19 protein-coding genes are annotated in these 20,889 nt (G+C 45.7%); 10 read left to right on the forward strand and 9 right to left on the reverse strand.

Annotated elements, in window-relative coordinates; genetic code table 11:
* Positions 1 to 120: 120 nt before the first annotated feature.
* Positions 121 to 1,167, forward strand: a complete 1,047-nt coding sequence (locus tag CHRO_RS13550; RefSeq protein ID WP_041463114.1) for a fatty acid desaturase — start codon at positions 121 to 123, stop codon at positions 1,165 to 1,167.
* A gap of 36 nt (positions 1,168 to 1,203) precedes the next feature.
* Here the strand turns inward: CHRO_RS13550 and CHRO_RS13555 are convergent, their stop codons facing one another.
* Genes CHRO_RS13555 through CHRO_RS13570 form a run of 4 tightly spaced genes read right to left on the reverse strand, consistent with a single transcriptional unit; the run spans position 1,204 to position 5,752 of the window.
* A complete protein-coding gene (locus tag CHRO_RS13555) occupies positions 1,204 to 2,913 on the reverse strand; it encodes a diflavin flavoprotein (protein ID WP_015154776.1) in 1,710 nt (569 codons plus the stop codon).
* 17 nt (positions 2,914 to 2,930) lie between these two features.
* On the reverse strand, positions 2,931 to 3,608 hold the full coding sequence (locus tag CHRO_RS13560) for a hypothetical protein (protein WP_015154777.1): 678 nt from the start codon (positions 3,606 to 3,608) through the stop codon (positions 2,931 to 2,933).
* Entirely contained in the window at positions 3,601 to 3,993 is a 393-nt protein-coding gene (locus CHRO_RS13565; protein WP_015154778.1) for a hypothetical protein, read from the reverse strand. Before CHRO_RS13565 ends, CHRO_RS13560 begins: the two co-directional genes overlap by 8 nt.
* A gap of 37 nt (positions 3,994 to 4,030) precedes the next feature.
* Positions 4,031 to 5,752 (reverse strand): diflavin flavoprotein, encoded by a 1,722-nt coding sequence (locus CHRO_RS13570; protein WP_015154779.1) that lies wholly within the window; start codon positions 5,750 to 5,752, stop codon positions 4,031 to 4,033.
* A gap of 150 nt (positions 5,753 to 5,902) precedes the next feature.
* On the opposite strand from CHRO_RS13570, the gene CHRO_RS13575 reads away from it, so the two are divergent.
* From CHRO_RS13575 to CHRO_RS13590, 4 genes are all read left to right on the forward strand, one after another.
* Positions 5,903 to 6,709, forward strand: coding sequence for a pantothenate kinase (locus CHRO_RS13575; protein ID WP_015154780.1), 807 nt, complete (start codon positions 5,903 to 5,905; stop codon positions 6,707 to 6,709).
* Between the two features lie 63 nt (positions 6,710 to 6,772).
* Entirely contained in the window at positions 6,773 to 7,045 is a 273-nt protein-coding gene (locus CHRO_RS13580; RefSeq protein WP_015154781.1) for a ribbon-helix-helix domain-containing protein, read from the forward strand.
* The gene (locus CHRO_RS13585; RefSeq protein WP_015154782.1) at positions 7,042 to 7,392 is read left to right on the forward strand and encodes a type II toxin-antitoxin system PemK/MazF family toxin; all 351 of its coding nucleotides are present in this window, start codon (positions 7,042 to 7,044) and stop codon (positions 7,390 to 7,392) included. The genes CHRO_RS13580 and CHRO_RS13585 overlap by 4 nt, the downstream gene beginning before the upstream one ends.
* A 23-nt stretch (positions 7,393 to 7,415) precedes the next feature.
* Positions 7,416 to 8,303: a sugar kinase gene (locus tag CHRO_RS13590; RefSeq protein ID WP_015154783.1), complete on the forward strand. Its 888-nt coding sequence runs from the start codon at positions 7,416 to 7,418 to the stop codon at positions 8,301 to 8,303.
* On the opposite strand, the gene CHRO_RS13595 is transcribed toward CHRO_RS13590, so the two are convergent.
* A complete protein-coding gene (locus CHRO_RS13595; RefSeq protein ID WP_015154784.1) occupies positions 8,300 to 8,902 on the reverse strand; it encodes a Uma2 family endonuclease in 603 nt (200 codons plus the stop codon). The two genes, CHRO_RS13590 and CHRO_RS13595, sit on opposite strands and share 4 nt — an antisense overlap.
* 138 nt (positions 8,903 to 9,040) lie before the next feature.
* Positions 9,041 to 10,114, reverse strand: a complete 1,074-nt coding sequence (gene murG, locus CHRO_RS13600) for an undecaprenyldiphospho-muramoylpentapeptide beta-N-acetylglucosaminyltransferase (RefSeq protein WP_041462471.1) — start codon at positions 10,112 to 10,114, stop codon at positions 9,041 to 9,043.
* Between the two features lie 108 nt (positions 10,115 to 10,222).
* Between murG and CHRO_RS13605 the strand changes: the two genes are divergently transcribed.
* Both CHRO_RS13605 and CHRO_RS13610 read left to right on the forward strand, forming a co-directional pair.
* Entirely contained in the window at positions 10,223 to 11,140 is a 918-nt protein-coding gene (locus CHRO_RS13605) for a nuclear transport factor 2 family protein (protein WP_199755596.1), read from the forward strand.
* A 107-nt stretch (positions 11,141 to 11,247) separates the two neighbouring features.
* Positions 11,248 to 12,021 (forward strand): SDR family oxidoreductase, encoded by a 774-nt coding sequence (locus CHRO_RS13610; RefSeq protein ID WP_015154787.1) that lies wholly within the window; start codon positions 11,248 to 11,250, stop codon positions 12,019 to 12,021.
* A gap of 47 nt (positions 12,022 to 12,068) precedes the next feature.
* Here the strand turns inward: CHRO_RS13610 and CHRO_RS13615 are convergent, their stop codons facing one another.
* Together CHRO_RS13615 and CHRO_RS13620 are read right to left on the reverse strand one after the other, a co-directional pair.
* Positions 12,069 to 12,677, reverse strand: coding sequence for a hypothetical protein (locus CHRO_RS13615; protein ID WP_015154788.1), 609 nt, complete (start codon positions 12,675 to 12,677; stop codon positions 12,069 to 12,071).
* 314 nt (positions 12,678 to 12,991) lie between these two features.
* Complete coding sequence (locus tag CHRO_RS13620) at positions 12,992 to 13,585, reverse strand: thylakoid membrane photosystem I accumulation factor (RefSeq protein WP_041463116.1); 594 nt, start codon at positions 13,583 to 13,585, stop codon at positions 12,992 to 12,994.
* Positions 13,586 to 14,149: 564 nt separating this feature from the next.
* Between CHRO_RS13620 and CHRO_RS13625 the strand changes: the two genes are divergently transcribed.
* From CHRO_RS13625 to CHRO_RS13635, 3 genes are all read left to right on the forward strand, one after another.
* On the forward strand, positions 14,150 to 14,455 hold the full coding sequence (locus CHRO_RS13625) for an ArsR/SmtB family transcription factor (RefSeq protein ID WP_015154790.1): 306 nt from the start codon (positions 14,150 to 14,152) through the stop codon (positions 14,453 to 14,455).
* Between the two features lie 291 nt (positions 14,456 to 14,746).
* Positions 14,747 to 16,078: an efflux RND transporter periplasmic adaptor subunit gene (locus tag CHRO_RS13630; protein ID WP_015154791.1), complete on the forward strand. Its 1,332-nt coding sequence runs from the start codon at positions 14,747 to 14,749 to the stop codon at positions 16,076 to 16,078.
* Between the two features lie 178 nt (positions 16,079 to 16,256).
* Positions 16,257 to 19,460: an efflux RND transporter permease subunit gene (locus tag CHRO_RS13635; RefSeq protein WP_015154793.1), complete on the forward strand. Its 3,204-nt coding sequence runs from the start codon at positions 16,257 to 16,259 to the stop codon at positions 19,458 to 19,460.
* 70 nt (positions 19,461 to 19,530) lie between these two features.
* On the opposite strand, the gene aptA is transcribed toward CHRO_RS13635, so the two are convergent.
* Positions 19,531 to 20,865 carry an omega-aminotransferase AptA gene (gene aptA / locus CHRO_RS13640; protein ID WP_015154794.1) on the reverse strand — a complete coding sequence of 445 codons (1,335 nt, stop codon included), beginning with the start codon at positions 20,863 to 20,865 and terminating at the stop codon, positions 19,531 to 19,533.
* Positions 20,866 to 20,889 lie beyond the last annotated feature (24 nt).

The raw sequence follows: 20,889 nt of genomic DNA on the forward strand, positions 1-20,889 counted from the left end.
AAAAATTCGTTATTATCAGAGATTTATTCAAATTTCGTTACATTTTGGCATTACAATAATGTTCGCTGTTTAAAACTAAAAAACTCTGTGCCATTCGAGCTTGTTAGTAGTGTAGAAAATCTGGGAAGCAAGGAAACTAGCCAAGATCGGGCAAGCCTTCCCTTCACGCTGGCAGAACTGAAAGCTGCAATCCCTGCCGAGTGCTTTCAACCATCTACTTGGCGATCGCTTGCCTACTTCTTTTTAGATATAGGTATTATTAGCCTTCTCTACGTAGTGGCTAGTGCAATCGACTCTTGGTGGTTCTTTCCCATTTTTTGGGTGATGCAAGGAACCATGTTTTGGGCTTTATTTGTGGTTGGACATGATTGCGGACATCGCTCGTTTTCTAAGTATAAGTGGTTGAATAACTTAGTCGGGCATTTGGCACACACGCCAATTCTCGTCCCTTTTCATGGTTGGCGGATCAGTCACAGAACCCATCACAATAACACTGGCAATATCGATACAGATGAAAGCTGGTATCCGGTGACGGAAGCCACATATCGACAGATGGCTTGGTATGAAAAACTACTACGCTTTCAACTAATTTTGTTCTTGTATCCACTCTATTTATTTAAGCGATCGCCTGGAAAACAGGGTTCGCATTTCTTACCTAGCAGCAATCTGTTTCGTCCTTCCGAAAAGTGGGATGTGATTACGAGTACGATCTGCTGTGGATTGATGATAGCTTTCTTAGGTGGACTGACTTACCTATATGGCTGGATGTTCTTGCTGAAATATTACCTAGTACCATACGTCATTTTTGTGATCTGGCTGGACTTGGTAACATTCTTACACCACACAGAACCGGATATTCCTTGGTATCGGGGTGAGGAATGGTATTTCTTAAGAGGGGCTTTATCAACAATCGATCGCGATTACGGCTGGATTAACCCCATCCATCACGATATTGGGACTCACGTGGCACATCACATATTTCTGAATATGCCACACTACCACCTGCGCACCGCGACGGAAGCAATTAAACCAATCTTGGGAAATTACTATCGCAAGTCTCAGGTTTCCATATTGCGGGCTTTATGGCAATCCTATAAATCTTGCTATTTCGTCTCAGATACAGGCGGAGTTGTTTATTATCAGTCTCCCAAGGAATTGAAGGATTAAAAATGTAGAGACGTTACATGTAACGTCTCTACATTTTTAATAATGATTCCCTGATTTACGGTGATGGACGGCGGTGACACCATCGGGGTTGAGGACTTTTCCGTTATCGACGATCGCGTAGACAATCCAGTGATCGCCAGCCTCCATCCGATTATTAACCGTACATTCGAGATACGCTAAAGCATCAGTGAGAATGGGACAGCCGTTTTCAGATGTTTCCGTAGCAACATTGGCAAATCTATCCTCGCCTGGGGCAAAGGATTTCATAAAGTGCTTGCGTAATTGTCTTCCTTCTGCCAAGACATTTAAAACCAATTTATCGCCGCTATGCAGCATCGATTCAATTGCACGGTCTTTAGCCACAGCTACAGTGAGTCCTGGCGGATTGAATGTGGCTTGAGATACCCAAGAAGCTAGCATCGCACTAGAAATTTCTTCGTGCTTTTTAGTGGTAACGACGCATAGAGAACCGACAATTCGTCCTACAGCTTGTTCTACGTTGCTAGCTGGTTGACGTGCGATTCTGACTTTTTTCGCCCGTTTGACACTTTGGGCAAAATCCGTACCTGTTTCTTCACATAGCTGCAAAGTGACGTCAGTAGGTTTGAATTTGACGCGGATCGGTTCAAATCCAAATCGATAACCAGCGTCTTTGAGTTTACCTTCAATTAATTCTATTGCTTCTCCACTCCAGCCAAAGGAACCAAAAACCCCTGCAAGTCTGTTGCTGCTAGAGGTAGAGAGAATGATCCCTAAAGCGGTTTGAATTGGAGTTGGTGCGTGTCCGCCAAGGGTGGGGGAACCGATGACAATCCCAGCAGCTTTTTCTACAGCGGTGCGGATCTCGTCGGGTTCGGCAAATTCGCAGTTGATCGATTCTACGGCGACTCCAGCTTTAGTAATTCCACGGGCGATCGCCTGTGCTAGTGTTGCAGTACTACCATAAGCTGAGGCATAGAGCAAGGCTACGGTTATATCCTGAGAGGTTTGCTGTTTGCTCCACTGACGATAAGCTTGAGTGAGTTCGATCAATCCATAGCGAACGATGGGACCGTGACCTACGCCATACATTCTCACGGGTAATTCGGCAAGTTTTTCCAGCGCCGTTTCTACTTGTCGTGCATGGGGAGCCATGACACAATCGAAATAATAGCGACGGTCTTCGTTAAAAATTTCCCAGCCTTCATCAAATACTTGTTCGCCGCACAGATGTGCGCCAAATAGTTTATCGGTGTAGAGAATTTCGGTTTGCGGATCGTAAGTACAAAGGTGGTCGGGGTAGCGAGGATTGGGAGTAGGAATAAATTGTAAAAGATGCCCTCTGCCCAAATCTAAGGTTTCATCTCCTCGCATCACCAAAATGGATAAATCTTCACTTTCCATCGTGGTACGCAAATTTTTCGCCCCAGGATTAGAACAGACAAAAGTAATTTGGGGGGCAACTTCTAACAAGGCTTTGAGAGTAGCGGCGCGGTTGGGGTTGACGTGTCCTAAGATGACGTAATCTAAACTTTTGAGGTCGAAGCGCTGCTGTAAAGCTTCGAGATAGATTTGGCTAAAAGTTTCGCCGGGAGGGTCAATCAAGGCAGTTTTATCGCCTTGAATAAAATAGGAATTTGCCGTCGTGCCTTTAGCAAGGGCGTACTCAATTTCAAAGCGTAGCCGCGCCCAACTGCGCGATCGCACTATAGTTGTATCGATCCCGATGGGTAGAACTTGAACGTCGCGGGGTTTTGTTTCTAGCATGGTTTAATGCATTTAAATTAGGAGTCACTTGATTTCTCTTCTGCTGTCACCGAAAGCAAATAATCTAAAATTACAACACCAGTTCTAACCACTGACTTAGTAGCTGCATCAGATATTTTGGAGCCACGATGTATTACTCTATTGCAAGTGCTGTTAGTTTTCATCAACAGTACTAACGAATCGGGCGAGAGAATTTCTTTGGCAACAAGCTCTTCAGCCATGCCTACAATACCTATTGGACGTGTTGAAATATCGATACCATGTTCGTAAGCAATTCTTCTGAGTTCTCTTTCTAATTCAAGTCTTAATTTTGCTAATGCTAATGAATTATCTATCCCGATTAATTGATTTATGCTTACATCCCAAGGCAAGGATTGAGAAACCGCAACTTTGCCTTTTTGACTAATACTTGATTCACTTGTTTCTATTTCTACAATGCTTTTGCTAATATCAACTTCGTCAAACAAGATTTCATCTAAAGATGAATTCATTTTTCGTTCTCTTCCTATAAACCGCTCGAAAGCAGATAAGGCAGCAACTGTAGTCATACCTGAGATAATTAGCAACACTTGGTCTATTCCAGATGTTGTCTCATTTTTTCCAACCACAAAAAGCAGATAAGCTGTAACAAAGGCAAGAATTAATCCTGCGATTATGCTGCGAAACCCTTCAATTTGTGCAGGTCTACTAATCATCTTCTTTTCCTTTGTCTCTGCCTGAAAATGTTTCTTTTACTAAGTCTGGTGCAAGTTCGTACAGAAATGCTCCCAGTACTAGCAACCCTGCTTCAGTCGAGCCATTAATGAATAGCACTAAACCTATTGTAAGAGCAGCAACAGAAACACCTATTCGTCGCCATATCTGTATGTTCTGTATGAAACGCCCCTGTTTACCTTCCTTAATAACTTCATTTTGTTTGATGATTTCTCCCCGTATTTGAGTCCAAAACAAGGCTTCTTGAGGAGAATTTGCTTTAGCTATGCGTTGTTCTACTTGGGAAAGGGCTGTAGGCTCGGCAGAAGCGTCAGAAGCAGATGGTAACTGAGCAGATGTTTTCTCCAGTCCCTCTTCTTCTGACATTTTCTTATCTTGAATTAATACAACAGCAACCCCAATTCTAGTAAGAATTTCCTAATTTCCGATGGTGAACGGCGGTGATAGATTCTGGTTTGGAGACGCGACCTGCATAAACCGTACAGTAGACGATCCAGTGGTCATTGCACTCCATCCGGCTAGCGACTTCGCATTCCATATAAGCAAGGGCATCGGTAAGAATAGGAGAACCATTCGTTGCCATTTGGGTTTTGACTCCAGCAAAGCGGTCAGCGCCAGGGGGAAAGCGCTTGAGGAAGTGCTTCATCAGGGCTTGGTAGTTACCTTCTTCCAAGACATTCAAGACGAATCGATCGCCGACCTGCATCAAAGACTCGATCGCCCGGTCTTTTGCCACTGCGATCGTGACTCCCAAGGGTTGAAAACTAGCCTGGGCAACCCAAGAAGCTAACATCGCCCCAGAGAGTTCGCCTTTTTGGGTAGTAATAATGTAAAGTCCGCTGCTGATTCTTCCCAGGGCTTTTTCTAAGTCGGCGGCGAAGGCTTTTAACTGTTTAATACTGCGATCGCGCGTCAGTAACTGCCCCAAGTCCGTTCCCGATTCTTCGCACTGCTGGTATGTATTCTCTGTCGGGGTATCTTGAATCCGAATGATACCAAAAGCTGGAGTCAAGCCCAAGTTACGAAACTTATTTTGCAGTGGATAAATCGGTTCGTCGTCGCCACCCCCAGATTCAAATAGACCAAAGACTTGCTTGGCTTTGACAGCTGCCAAAATCGAACTGAGAGTATCGTGGGCGGGATCGCTGAGGCTGCTGGGAGGCATCCCAATGATAACTCCGGCGCTGCGACCGACAATTTCTTGCACTTCTTGCTGGTCGGTTGTCCTCATATCGACCATCTCTACAGCAACACCCGTTTTATCTATCCCGTGGGAGATAAAAGCTGCAAGGCGATCGCTATAGCCATAGTCTGGAGTGTAAAACAGGGCGACGGTGGTTTCTGTCTTAGCTTGATTTTGGCTCCAACTACGGTAGCGTCCGGTGAGTTCCGCAACATTGTGAGAGAGTAAAGGTCCGTGACCAGTACCAATGATGTTGACTTTCCCTAATTCACCCATCCGTTTCATCGCAGAGATCACAGAACGGGCATTAGGAGCCATCAAACACTCGTAGTAGTATTGAAAATCCGCTTCGATCGCGGTTAAATCTTCATCAAACATGCGCTCGTCGCAGTAATGCAACCCAAAAGCATCGCAGGTGTAGAGAATTTGGGTGGCGCGATCGTAGGTAAAAATAGTATCGGGCCAATGCAAATTAGGCGCGCTGACAAATTCCAGTTCGTGTCCGTTGCCTAAATCGAGGCGATCGCCATTTTTGACGATTTGGCGTTGGAATGGTTGGTGTACCATGTCCTCAAGAAACTGCAAGGCAACTTTGGAGCCGATAACCGTGGCGTTGGGTGCGAGTTGCAGCACGTCTTTAACCAAGCCGCTATGGTCTGGCTCGGTGTGGCTGATAATGATGTAATCTAGCTGTGAAAGGTCAATCAGATCTTTGAGGCTATCTAAATACAGATGGCGAAATTTTTCGTGGGAAGCATCAACTAAGGCAGTTCGTTCGCCCTGAATGATGAATGAGTTATACGTTGTACCGTTTTGCAGACCGTATTCAATGTCAAAGCGATCGCGATCCCAGTCGAGCGATCGAATTGCTGTGGTATTGGCAGCAATTTCACTTGTCTGGATTGTCAGGCGATTTTGCTTTCTATCGGCGAGTACTACCATTAGTCCTCTCCCCTATAATTTTTAAGTATTATTTCCTTATCTTCATTCTCTCACGTCTTTCTTGTAAAGCTTTATTAAATAAATTATCAGTGGGTTAAAAAAGCTAAAAGTAAATCGTAAGTCGTAAGTCGGAATTAACTGATAACTGAGATGGAAGCTTGGCTGGGTTTGGAAATTGGCAATTCTCGGTTGCATTGGGCTTGGTTTGCAGGCGAAGAGATCCAAGTGACTTGGGATACTCCCCATCTTTCTAGGTTGATTGAGCAACAGCTAGCTCAGTGTAAGACTTTTGCCGATCTTCCCCAAGAAATTCTGTCTCCTGACTTAAATACCTCTCGTCTCTCGCCTCTCGCCTCTCGCCTCTTACCCATCTACATTGCTTCTGTTGTTCCTAGTCAGACAGCGCTGTGGCAAGCATACCCAGAAGCACACGTAATTTCGCTAGATAAAATTCCCCTTTCAGGAATTTACTCCACACTAGGGATCGATCGCGCTTTAGCTGTGTTGGGAGCTGGAGAAGCTTTCGGTTTTCCCGTCTTAGTTATTGATGCAGGGACAGCATTAACTTTTACAGGTGCAGATGGCGATCGCTGTTTGGTTGGTGGGGCGATATTATCAGGATTGAGCCTACAGTTGCAGTCTTTAGGGCAAAAAACGGCTAATTTGCCATCAATAACAACTCCCGAAATTCTTTCTTTACCCGAACGCTGGGCGATGAATACCTCAGAAGCAATCCAAAGTGGAGTTATCTACACGCTAATTGCCAGCATTCGCGATTTTGTTACGGCTTGGTGGGAAAAATTTCCCGATAGTCAGATTTGTTTTAAAGGAGGCGATGGTAAGTTGCTACTGGAATATCTGCGATCGCTCCATCCTGAATTCACAGATCGAAAAATTATGTATGAACCAAACCTAACATTTTGGGGAATGCGATCGTATCTGCAAAGTTTCCAGTAATTGTTTTTGAGCTAAGCTAAAAATGATGCCACTTGAGACATCAATTTAGCCACTATAAAAGACATGGAACGGACGGTACGTACCACTCTCACTCTACCTTCTGAGCTTCTAGAAGCCGCCGATAGAATGGTTAGCGAAGGGAAAGCCAAGAGCCGTAATGAGTTTGTAGCTCAAGCTTTGCGACACGAACTGGCAACACTACAACGAGCAGAGATTGATGCAGCCCTAGCTGAGATGGCACAAGACCCAGACTATCAAGCAGAAGTGCTAAGAATGGAAGCTGAGTTTGCTCCTGCTAGCTGGGAAGCTTTAAGTCTAGGGGCTTCTCAGGTGTGAAACGGGGAGAAGTCTATGATGCCCGCCTCGAACCCGTTGAAGGTTCTGAACAAGGAGGAACTCGACCCATCATCATTGTTAGTCGCGATGCAATTAATGCCTATAGTCCTGTAATTTTAGCCGTTCCTTGCACTACTTATCAGCCAGATCAGCGAGTTTATCCGACTCAAGTTTTAATTCGTGCATCAGATGGGGGATTGAGTAAAGATTCTATTGCTATGGCAGACCAGGTGCGCGTTTTATCTAAAGCTCGTCTTTTGCGCTTACGAGGAATGCTCTCGCATCAGGCAATGTTGCAATTAAACCAAGCATTGTTAATTGCTTTAGATTTGCTAGGGCAAGATTAAGTAAAAGCTAGAGTTTATAGCTCATGATAAATCGAAGCGAAGTTAAAAGTGTTCGCGGGCTATTTGTTGGTCTAGTCACCCTAGATTTTGTTTATTTAGCTCCATCCCCACCAACTAACAATCAGAAAATTGTTGCATCCGATTATGTTGTTGCAGCTGGGGGTCCTGCTACTAATGCTGCCGTCACATTTAGTTATTTGGGGAATCAGGCTACTTTGTTAGGAATAGTAGGAAGCCACCCGATTACTCAGCTAGTTCGAGCAGATTTAGCAACTTATGGAGTGGCGATCGCAGATTTAGCACCCAGTCAAACTGAACCGCCGCCTGTCTCGTCAATTATTGTCTCCCAAGAGACGGGGGAACGGGCAGTAGTTTCTATTAATGCTGTCAAAAACCAAGTGACACCTGAATTTATCTCAAACAATATTTTACAAGGTGTAGATATAGTTTTAATTGACGGACATCAAATGTTAGTAGGAGAAGCGATCGCCCAACTTGCTAAAGCTAATAATATTCCTGTTGTTGTTGATGGTGGGAGTTGGAAACCTGGATTTGAAAAAGTTCTGTCTTTTGCAGACTACATTATCTGTTCTGCTAACTTTCGCCCTCCCAATTGTCACAACATGGAGGAAGTCTTTGCCTATCTTTCCCAAATAGAAATTCCTCATATTGCGATAACTCAGGGAGAACAACCAATTCAGTTTTTAGATGATGGGAAAATCAAATCTCTAGAAATTCCTCAAATTAAACCTGTAGATACTCTCGGTGCAGGAGATATTTTTCACGGGGCTTTTTGTCATTACATTCTTCAGCACAATTTTATTGAAGCTTTAGGAGCTGCGGCAAAAATTGCTGCTCGGTCTTGTCAGTCTTTCGGTTCTCGTCAATGGATGCAAACTGGGAGAAATTAACTATCGGGATTAGCTTCCTCTAACTGCTCTGCCTCAAAGTCAACTTTGTTATATAAATCTTCTAGAGAGATTTGAAAGAGAACAGAGTGTAAGGCAATCATTTCATCTTCTATATCATATTCTCGAATTTCCCAGCGCTTTCTTCCCGTCTTCACATACTGCATGACATTAATTTTGGTTTGGTCGATTAATATGTATTCTTGGAAAGAAGCAATAGTTTTATAATCCTCGAATTTTGCTTGACGGTCGCGACTTTGGGTAGACTTAGATAAAATTTCGGCAATGACAATTGGATTAGTCACTGTATCGTTACGATTATTGTAATACTCTGGCTTTCCGGCAATTATCATGACATCGGGATAGGTGTAAATGTTCTTATCAGGGATCCACAAACGCACGTCACCCATAAAAACTTCGTAGTCTTGCTGTCTGAAAGCAAAATTTAGTCCAGTACTAAGATTTAGTGCTAGCCGATTGTGATTTGTCGTTCCGCCTGCCATTGGAATAATTTCACCGTTTATATATTCACTCTTAAATTTAGCCATCTCTTCTAAAGCTAAATACTCATCTTGGGTGTAGTAGCGTTCGGTTATTTGCATAGTTTCCTCAATCTCAAATTACAACTGGAAATCACAAATTCTACCGATAGTTTAACTTGGTAGGTTGTACAAAATATCGGAGGGCGGGTTTAGGAAGATCTCAGATTGCAGCAGAGATAGTTGGTAAACCCGCCCCTACTACACTATTTCGCGGACTAACTGTGCCAATCTTTCAGCACTATCAACTACTGCGATCGCGCCTGCTTTTTTTCCCATTTGAGCTAACTTTTCAGGTGAATGCAACAAACTTAAAACTTCTTTGGTTAAGATTTCCGGTGTTAATTCTGGTTGACGAAAGACTAAAGCTGCTCCCGCTGCCACTAAAACTTGAGCGTTGTAATATTGATGATCTTCCGCTGCTGTTGGTAGGGGAATAAAAACCGCTGGCTTGCGGGCGATCGCTAATTCCGTTACCGTACCAGCTCCAGCTCTGGCAATAACTAAACTTGCCCGATGCAACAGCCGCGCCATATTGTCATAAAAAGGCAGTGCAATATACTGCGGATGTTTCAAACTTTCCACGTCAGGATCGTTACTTCCCGTCTGATGTACCACCCACGCTCCAGCCTCAAACCAAGCCGTAGCAGACTGCCGCACTAACTTGTTGACAGCTACCGCTCCCTGACTACCACCGACAATTAAAATCAGCGGTACGTTCTCAGGGATAGCTAAATCTAGAGGTGGTAGCGTATCTAGTGCCTCTACTTGAAACTGCGATCGCACGGGCGTACCTGTAAAGATGGTTTTGACTCCAGATAAGTATTTTGCTGCTGGTTCAAACCCAATCGCCACAACACTACACCAACGACTTAAAAAGCGAGTCACTTTGCCGGGAATAGCATTTGATTCGTGCAAAATAACGGGTAAACCAAGCGATCGCGCTGCAATAACTGCTGGAGCCGCAATATATCCACCCGTTGTTAACACCCCCTGAAACTGCCCCTGTTTTAGTAGCTGTCGCGCCTGAAAAATAGCAAGAGCCAGTTTAGTTAAAATTTTTACCGTACCCAGCCCCAAGCGTTGCTGAATGCCTTCTACATCGATAGTATGCAAGCGATATTGGGATGGAACTAATTGAGTCTCTAATCGATTCGGAACCCCCAACCACTCAATCTGGTAATCTGATAACTGTTCCGCAGTGGCGATCGCCGGAAACAAATGTCCGCCAGTGCCACTTGCTGCAATCAATAGTCGCATCCGTGCATCCCCCATTCCCTTCTACCAAGTCAAGACACAGGTTAACCTAAGATAGAGCAAATGATGTTGTTTTCGGTCATTGGTCATAAAGTGCGAATTGCAAATTGCAAATTGCGAATTGTCATGACAGCTAACTTGCTCAATCGGGAAATATTTAGGCGATCGCCAATGGGTAAAATCTTGAATTCTCTGTCTGCTTGCTTGTTAGTTCCAGTACTGCTAGCACTCTCTGTCATAGTCTCAAGCAACCGTACCGTTGCCCAAGCTCCAGTACAAACCCCGCCAGCATCCACCCCCACTAATGCGCCTCAGCCTCAGCCACCAGTACCGCTCAACGCACCCGCAGAACTGACAAACATAATTGCGCAAATTGATGCGGCTGCCAACCAACGCAACATTAATGAGGTATTAAAGTTTTATAGTCCCAATTTCACTCATTCCGATGGCTTAACGCGCCAAAGCATGACACAAGCTTTAACTGCCCTATGGAAGAGTTACCCGCAGCTCAAGTATCAGACGCAACTGCTCTCATGGCAACCTCAAGGCAGGGCTACGATCGCAGAGACGGTGACTAAGATTACTGGCACGCAGCCGCAAGCGGTTGGTAATACGCTACTCGATGCCACCATTAGATCTAAACAGAGGTACGAGAACGGTCAAATCGTACAGCAGGAAATTCTTTCCGAGCAAAGTCAAATTAAAACTGGAGACAAACCGCCAACGGTAGAAGTCAAACTACCGCAGCAGGTAAAACCCGGGCAGCAATATAACTTTGATGCAGTCGTGCGAGAACCATTAGGCGACGATTATCTCCTCGGTGCGGCGATCGAAGAACCAATTAGACCCGATAATTTTGCAAATCCGGCGCGGGTGGATCTAGAGTTACTCTCATCCGGCGGACTATTTAAAATCGGTCGCGCTCCCATCAAACCCGATCGCTACTGGGTTTCTGCCGTACTCATCCGAGGCGATGGCATGACACTGGTAACTCAGCGCCTTAATGTAGTCGGCAAAAATCCACCTGCGGCGCAGAAGCCATAGAAGAGAGCTGAGGGAGCTGAGGGAACTGAGGAAGAAAAACTGCTCCTGACTCCTGGCTCCTAAATTTTGACTTTTAACTTTTGACTTTTGACTTTTCAGAAAGGAGTATGGTTTCAGTCCGACATCAGATTGTATTAATTACGGGTGCAAGTAGTGGCATTGGTGAAGCGACAGCGCAAATATTTGCCCAAGCTGGTGCTAAGTTAATCTTAGTAGCCCGTCGTCAAGAACGATTAGCACAATTGGCAGACGATCTTAATAAAGAATTTGCCAGCGATATACATACTATGCAGTTGGACGTGCGCGATCGCACCAGTATAGAATCGGCTTTAGCTCAGTTGCCGTCTGAATTCTCCGCGATTGACGTTTTAATTAACAATGCTGGTCTGAGTCGCGGTTTAGACAAGCTCTATCAAGGCAGTTACCAAGATTGGGAAGAAATGATCGATACCAATATCAAAGGGTTACTTTACTTTACCCGTGCGATCGTCCCAGGAATGGTAAGTCGCGGACGGGGACATGTTGTCAACCTCGGCTCGATCGCAGGACATCAAACTTATCCTAACGGTAATGTCTATTGTGCTACTAAAGCCGCCGTCAAAGCAATTTCTGAAGGCTTAAAACAAGACTTACTGGGGACTCCCGTGCGGGTTACATCCGTCGATCCTGGGATGGTAGAGACGGAATTCAGCCAAGTTCGATTTCACGGCGATACCGAACGAGGAAATCAAGTGTATCAGGGACTCAAACCCCTCACGCCAGAAGACGTAGCCGATGTCATTTTCTTCTGCGTCACGCGATCGCCCCACGTGAATATCAGCGAAGTTTTGATGATGCCCGTGGATCAGTCGAGTTCGACTTTGTTTAATCGAAGGGGTTAGGGAGTTGTAGAGACGTTACATGGAACGTCTCTACAACCAGCGTACTATCAACAAATCGGTCGATTCCCCGGATTCACAGCATGAACGTACTCGCTACCAGAATCGGGCCAGCCGCGTTTGTAGGCTGCTTCTTGGGGTTGACCCCAACCCAGTTGCAGAATAATTTCGAGAAAATTTATATTTTCTGATTTCCACAGGGTCGCCCATTGGGTTCGGTGCATAATTCTTTCGACATCAACTGGCGTAATCTGTCGGTAGCCTTTGCCGTGATTGATACTCAGGTAAATATCCATTCCTGCCGTGACTTCTTGCCAAAACTCGGCGATCGCGGATCTATGCTCCTTCAAGATTTCCAAATCTTCAGGTACGGCGATTAAGTGGGCATCAACTTCAGGATATGCGATTGTTTTACCTTTAACCGTCATCTGTCGCCAGACAATGCCAGATACGCCATGTTCTATTTGGTAACGATGTACTGCTGCCTTAAAGTCTTGATAGGCAGTAAATTTTTGCAAGCCTTCGGGTTTGAGATACTTGTCGATCGCAATATTACCCGAAGGTTGCGCCGCCAAGTTGAGCCTTTGTCCCTGGAGACAGGCTTGGCGTTCGGCTGCCAAAATCTCAATTAGCTCCTGTGTAGTGTACGCTTTTGTCATTAACTAGTGGCTAGTGGCTGGTGGCTGGTGGCTAGTGGAACCAGTGACTAGTTGGGGCTATTGCCGATCATTTTGCCTAAAAATTGTCCTTTTGTCTGCGCATCTGCAATACATTTTGAGGAGTGAGGAGTGAGGAGCGAGGGGCGAGGTAAAGGACAAGGGGGACAAGGGGGACAAGGGGGACAAGGAAGCAGAGGAGAAAATCAATTCAATATCCAAAATTCCCACACCCTAAACCCCACACCCTAAACCCTTTCCTGAGCGCACCACGCACCACTCTCTTTCCCTCACTCCTTGCTCCTCACTCCTCGCTCCTATTCCGTCACTTCAGAACTAAATTCATTGAAAGAGCGGCGTTTCAACTCAGATGATTCGGTACGGGGTAATAAGTCAAATACTTCTCGCAGGGTGTCATCTACTCGTTCGTAAGGAACTTGCCCTGTTTCATTCAGGACGACTTTACCCGCTTTGTCGAATACAATAACTTGCGGAACTGCACCCTTGTAGTAGTAGCCAGGTTCGGTGGGCTTGTAGGTCAATTCCGGTAAAATGGTGTCTACATTGACAGGAATGATATCTGTTGCCCGACCGTAGAAGGCTTGCATCCGCGATACTGCTGAAGCATACTGCTTACAATCGCTGCAATCGTCTAAGTACAACACTAGCAGCGTGGCGCGATCGCTTGCTGCCATAGATTTTTCTAACGTTGTTTTTGGTGGTACTAGTGAGGCATTTCCACCATACAACACAAAAACGTTCCCCTCATAATTGTCGTCGTTGATTCCTGCTAGGGCAGAGGGTATTCCCAGGCAGTACGAAAATACGACGAATAGTAATAACAACTTAGTCAACAATCGTCTCCATCGACGTGTCGCGTTTGGAGGTGACTGGAGCTGAAAAAAATTCATTGCAGCAAACCTTAGATTTGAGCCAATAGTCCACATCTACCATTAGACTATTTTTTTGCTGTTGGTTGTTGGTTGACGGTAAGAGAGTGGTGCGTGTTGATGCGGGTGTGAGGTGTGGGGTGTGGGGTGTGGGGTGTAGGGTGTAGTGAGAGAATTGATGTTAATTTTGTTAACTACATCTATCTTAAGTCGGAAATCAGAATCGGTAATTTTGATTTAATCTATATAAGGAGAAGCAGGAGCTAAAAATTCTGTCATAGCAATAGAAATTGGAGGTTTGAAGTCGCAAAAATCTGAAAAAGGTGTAGATTCGCGATCGGTCGTTCAATCTGGGTGCTAGCGGTTGACAGGAGCAGTTAATCGATGTATATCAATATATAAACGACATAGTTATTTAGACAGGGTTATTTATACATAGTTACTGAAACTGTGTTACTGAAACTATAGGTATTAAAACTGTGAGTTATTGAAGCTATAGTTATTCAGGCATAGTGATTAAGGCTATGTTATTGAAACTATGTATTAGGTTGCGTCGATTGGTTGAGTAACTAGGAAATATTTCAAATGGACGCAGCCCAATTTCAGCAAGTGGCAAAAGCTCTAGCAGAGCCACGACGATTGGAAATTCTAACAGCGATCGCTACCCATGATGAGCTATCTTGCCGAGAAATAGTCGAGCAGTTTCCTGTATCGCAAGCAACAGTTTCTCATCACATTAAGGAGTTAGTTAAAGTCGGTTTGATCGAAACTAGGCGTGCAGGGCAATACTGTTATTACAGTTTTCGTGCGGAAGTTTTGTCAATTTATATTACTCAGTTACAGCAACTTTTGACAATAAACATTCAACAAAAATCGCCGGAACGAATTTAAGTGACTTGAATTGGAGACAACCAATAATCTCGATCGCGTATAGAAGGGAATTTAACCCTATTACGAATATAACTTTCACCGTTATTACAGGAGTCACTACTTAAGTAATCAAACCGCTAACTGACAACTTCTTTGTACAGACGTTACATGTAACTGATAACTGTAGAGTTTGGTATTGACCGATGAATTATTACACAAAGGTGAGGCAATAAGCCAAAATTACAATTCTCTTTAGAGAATTCCTGACTCTTCGTTAGTCAAAACTTTTATTTAGCAAGCTTTCTATTCAATATGGAATCATCAGAACCTAAAGCATCCGCTACGGATGAGAGAAAACAAGTCCAAGACAAACCCCCAGGTAAACGCAAGCCGTGGATGTGGTTATTGGTCGGTCTAATCGCCATTGGTGGCGGAGTTGGACTATGGTATTTACTCGCACCCAAAAATCAAAACGCCAATTCAGCCGCACAGCAGCAACCGCCAACTAAGGTGAGGCTAGCCACCCTAGAATCAGGAGCAGTCAGCGAAAGTAGCGAGTATATTGCCAATTTAGAATCGCGACGATCCGTGACTTTACAGCCGAGAATTCAAGGGCAAGTCTCTCGTATTTTCGTTCGTCCGGGCGATCGCGTCAATCGAGGAGCGAACCTAATCCAGATCGATCCAGAAGAACAACAAGCAGCCGTCAGGAGTTCTAGCGCCGCGATCGCAGCTGCCGAAGCAGAAGTGGCAAATGCCGAAGCAACCCTGAGTTCCTTGCAAGCAGAACGCCTTTCCAACTTGTCGAATGTCAGATTCAACGAGAAAGAATACAAGAGATATTCTGACCTTGCCGACCAAGGAGCGGTAGCGCGATCGGTTGCGGATGATTATACCAATAGAATCGCTACGGCAAAAGCCGAACTCAATGCGATCGACAAACGCATTGCCGCTCAGAAAGCTACCGTAGCTCAACAGGAAAAAGCCTTGGCAGAAGCAAGAGCAAATACCCAAGGACAGGAAGCGCAACTGAAATACTACACGATTACCGCACCCTTTGCGGGTACAGTGGGGCGAATTCCGGTCAAAGAGGGGGATTTTGTCAACACATCAACCCAACTCACAAGCGTTACCGAGAACCAACCCCTAGAAGTCAATATCTCCGTACCCATCGAACGGGGACCAGAACTACGCCAGGGAATGCCAGTCGAGCTGCTTGACGGACAAGGCAAGCGTGTAGGGACGAGCAAGGTCTTTTTCATTGCCCCTAACACCGCTACTAATACCCAATCCGTACTCGTCAAATCTCTATTTGAAAATTCCCAAAATCAACTGCGTGCCGACCAATATGTAAGAGCGAGAGTCATTTGGAATCAACGCCAAGGCATTCTCGTTCCCACAACGGCAATTAACCGGATTGGCGGTCAAAACTTCGTCTATGTAGCAGAATCAGCACCACAACAACAGTCTCAACAGGCACAATCGGGACAACCACAGCTGATAGCACGGCAAAAACCCGTGAAATTAGGCAGCATTCAAGGTAACAATTACCAGGTTCTCGAAGGATTAAAACCCGGAGAGCGAATTATTACTTCAGGACTGCTCAACCTTAGAGACGGCGCACCGATCGCCCCTGAATCTTAAAGAGACAAGGGAGTCAATGGTCAATAGTTATTGGTCAATGGTTAATAGCAATCAACTATTAGCTATGAACTATGAACCACTCCCTACTCCTGTACGGGCGGGTTCACCTGAAATTTTTGCTAGTAGCAAAGCCGCTTGGTAAACCCGCCTCTACAACTACCCTACTCCCTACTCCCTCATGTTTGTTGACTTTTTTATCAAGCGACCAGTTTTTACGAGCGTCTGCGCCATCATTATTTTGCTGGTAGGAGCGATTAGCATTCCTACCCTGCCCGCCGCTCAATATCCTGAAATTGCGCCGCCCCAAGTGCAAGTCACTGCTAACTATGTTGGGGCAAGTGCAGAAGTCGTAGAAGATACAGTAACGACAGTACTAGAACGAGAAATTAACGGCGTTGATGGGATGAGATACATCAACTCCAGTAGCGCCAACGACGGTACGAGTACGATTACAGTCACGTTTGAAGCAGGACGGGATCTCGATATTGCTGCTGTAGACGTGCAAAACCGCGTTTCGATCGCCGAACCGCAGTTGCCGCAAGAAGTGCGTCAAGTCGGCGTGACGGTGACAAAGCAGACCAACAACCTGCTGTTAGGCATGGGTATATTCTCGCCTAACAAACAATATGACAACGTTTTCTTGAGCAACTACGTCGATCTTTATATGGTCGATGCCTTGCAACGAGTCAAGGGCGTGAGCGAGGCGCGGATTTTTGGCGAACGTCGCTATGCTATGCGCCTGTGGCTAGATCCCGATAAACTCGCCAGCCGCAATTTAGCAGCACAAGATGTTGTCGATGCCGTCGAAGAACAAAACTTGCAAGTAGGCGCGGGGCAAATCGGTCAGCCGCCTACAGAAGACGGGCAGCAATATCAAATTGACTTGCGGGCTGTGGGTAGACTTGTTGACGTGTCTCAGTTTGAAGACATGGTAATCTCGACCGCACCAGACGGAACCCTGATTAAATTGAGCGATGTAGGACGGGTAGAATTGGGGGCGCAAAACTACAGTTCGTTCCTGCGGTATCGGGGTCAAGAGGCGGTAGGGATCGGGATCTTTCCGATTCCAGGTAGCAACGATTTGGAGGTGGCACGAAATGTTAAAGCCGAAATGGAACGGCTATCTCAACAATTTCCGCCAGGGATGGAATATCAGGTAGCCTATGACACGACCTTATTTGTAGAAGAGTCCCTCAAAGAAGTCATTATTACCCTGCTCATGTCTGTGGCGCTGGTAATTGCGGTGATTTACCTGTTCTTGCAGGACTGGCGCACGACTTTGATTCCGGTTGTGACAATTCCTCTAGCTTTGATCGGCACGTTTGCTTTTGTTAAAGCGTTCAATTTCTCGATTAACTCTTTGACGTTGTTCGGTTTAACCCTTGCTACAGGGATGGTAGTAGACGATGCGATCGTTGTTGTGGAAGATATCTCTCGCTTGATTCAAGATGAGGGAATGCCACCGCGTCAAGCAGCATCAGAGGCGATGCACGAATTGTTTGGGGCAGTGATTGCAACTTCCTTGGTATTGATGGCGGTGTTTGTCCCCGTCGCCTTTTTCCCAGGAGCCACAGGACAAATTTATCGGCAATTTGCGCTGACGATCGCCTTTTCAATTACAATTTCTACCTTCTTGGCGCTGACCCTTACGCCCTCACTCGCAGGCTTGTTGCTGCGACAAAAACCACCTGCACGGGGTCCTATAGCTTGGGTATTTGGTAAGTTTAATCGCTTCCTCGATTGGACGCGCCACAAGTACGAGCGATCGCTCAGTTTCCTAACGCGGATCAAACCGATTGTTTTGGGAATATTTGTCGTCTTCTTAGGACTAACGGCATGGTTGTATCAAATTGTCCCCACCGGATTTTTACCCGATGAAGACCAAGGTTATTTCATCACCCTAATTCAAGGACCCGAAGGAGCTTCGCTGAACTACACCAGCGACGTGATGCGGAAAATCGAAACTGAATATCTGAAATTACCCGAAGTCAAAGCAACTTTTGCCGTTGGTGGTTTCGGTATTGGTGGTACGGGTAACACCGCTAACAGGGGAGCAATTTTTACCCCGCTCATACCTTGGGGCGAACGTCCAGGGGCAAATCAATCGGCAGAAGCTCTGATTAATCGGATGCGCGGTGTTGTTTCCCAATTTCCCGAAGCTAGAATTCTGCCTGTAAATCCGCCCGCAATTCGCGGTTTGGGTAGCGTCAGCGGTTTCCAATATCAACTGCAAGACCGTCAGGGAAATCTTCCTCTCAACGATCTTGTCGGCGTAATGCAACAACTGATGCAACGTGGAAATCAAACCCCTGGATTGTCAGCTGTCTTTAGTACTTTTGGGGCAAATGCGCCGCAAATGGAGATCGAGATCGATCGCAACAAAGCCAAAGCCTTACAAGTCGATGTAGACGAAATTTTAAATACCCTGCAAACATACATGGGTTCGCGCTACGTCAACGATTTCAACCTACAACGGCGGACTTATCGGGTGTACGTCCAAGCCGACAAGCAGTTTCGCTCGAATCCAGAGGATATTGGTAAATTATACGTGCGATCGAATCAAACCGATCCCGACCAGCGGCAGATGATTCCGCTGAGCAACTTGGTAAAAGTCACCCCGACTACTGGAGCGCAGTCAATTACACACTATAACCTCTTCCGCTCGATCGAACTTAACGGTTCTGCGGCTCCTGGTTTTAGTACCGGACAAGCAATGGACGCGATGGCAAAACTATCAGCGGAGGTTCTCCCAGCTAGTATGGGCTACGAGTGGTCGGGGATTTCCTTAGACGAGACAGAATCAGGTGGTCAAGCACCGATTATCTTTGCTTTAGGCTTGGTCTTCGTATTCCTAGTGCTGGCGGCTCAATACGAGAATTACGTCGATCCATTGATCATCATGCTGGCGGTTCCCCTAGCAATTTTCGGAGCGTTGTTAGCTCAGAATCTGCGGGGTTTACCGAATGATGTTTACTGTCAGGTTGGTTTGGTGATGTTGATCGGATTGGCAAGTAAAAACTCAATTCTGATTGTAGAATTTGCCAACCAATTGCGCGATCGCGGACTGTCAATTACGCAAGCAGCAATTCAAGCATCCCAGGAACGCTTGCGACCAATTTTGATGACGGCTCTTTCGACCTTATTAGGGATTTTCCCCCTAGTCATTGCCGTGGGTGCGGGGGCAAAAAGTCGTCAAGCACTTGGTACGGCAGTATTTGGCGGCATGTTCGTGGCAACGTTCTTGAGTTTGTTTGTCGTGCCAGTACTGTACATTGTTATCAGTAATTTGCGCGATCGCTTTCAATCTCGTCGTCCACCTCAGCCACCCCAGCAGTTGGAACCCAGCGATACAGATGTCAGAGTCGCTTCTGAAAGCCGATAAATTTGCGATCGATTAATACGCAAAATTTGTAGGGGCGCACAGCTGTGCGCCCCTACAGTCTATGTAATCATCACGCTAATTGCTTCAACACATCCGTTACCACGCCAAATAGTTCGTCGATATGCTGCTTTTCAATAATCAGCGGTGGCGACAGCGCAATATTATCTCCCGCTGCTCTGACTAATGCCCCTTGCTGATAGCATTTGACAAAAGTTTCATATCCCCTTGCTCCTGGTTTGCCTGGAATTGATTCTAGTTCGATCGCTCCTACCAATCCCAAATTGCGTAAATCGATAACATGGGGTAAACCGCGCAAACTGTGGACGGCATTTTCCCAGTAATCCGCAATTTCTGATACGCGAGTCAGCAATCCTTCTTTTTTGTATATATCTAACGTAGCCAGAGACGCAGCACAGGCGACGGGATGACCGGAGTAGGTGTAGCCGTGGAAAAATTCAATCCCGTTTTCTATTCCCTGGACAAAGGTTTGATAGATTTCCTCGCGCACGAATACCGCTCCCATCGGCACAGTCGCGTTGGTAATTCCTTTTGCCACCGTAATTATGTCTGGTATGACTCCAAAATAATCAGCAGCAAATGGCTTACCCAAACGTCCAAAACCCGTAATCACTTCATCAAAAATCAGTAAAATGCCGTGTTTATCGCAAATTTGGCGTAACTTTTGCAAATATCCGACTGGTGGTAGCAAAACTCCTGTCGATCCTGCAACTGGTTCCACAATAACAGCAGCAATGGTTGAGGCATCGTGTAACGTTACCAACCGATCTAACTCGTTAGCTAAATGCTCGCCCCACTTAGGTTGTCCGCGAGTAAAGGCGTTATGTTCTAAATTATGAGTGTGGGATAAATGATCGATTCCAGTTACGATGTTGCCGAATAACTTGCGGTTTGCTCCCGTGCCTCCCACCGCCGTACCACCAAAATTGACCCCGTGATAGCCGCGTTCTCTACCAATTAGTCTTTGCCGCGCCCCTTGACCTTTAAGCCGATGATAGGCGATCGCAATTTTCAAAGCCGTATCGACAGATTCCGAACCAGAATTCGTAAAAAAGACGCGATTCAAATCTCCAGGTAACAGTTCTACTAGCCGTGTTGCCAATTCAAACGGTGCTGGATGTCCCATCTGAAACGTCGGAGCAAAATCCAACTGCATTACCTGTTTTTGTACCGCATCGGCAATTTCTCGGCGACCGTGACCCGCATTGACGCACCATAACCCCGCCGTACCATCAATTATCTGCCGTCCGTCAGATGTGGTGTAATACATCCCCTCAGCCGCCACTAACAAACGGGGACTAGCCTTGAACTGACGATTAGCCGTAAACGGCATCCAAAAGGCATCTAAATCGCTGCTGGGAAGATTGGTAGTAGTTGCTAATTCCATAGATTTAATCGGGGGGCTGAAAGC

The organism is Chroococcidiopsis thermalis PCC 7203 (assembly GCF_000317125.1).
GTDB lineage: Bacteria > Cyanobacteriota > Cyanobacteriia > Cyanobacteriales > Chroococcidiopsidaceae > Chroococcidiopsis > Chroococcidiopsis thermalis.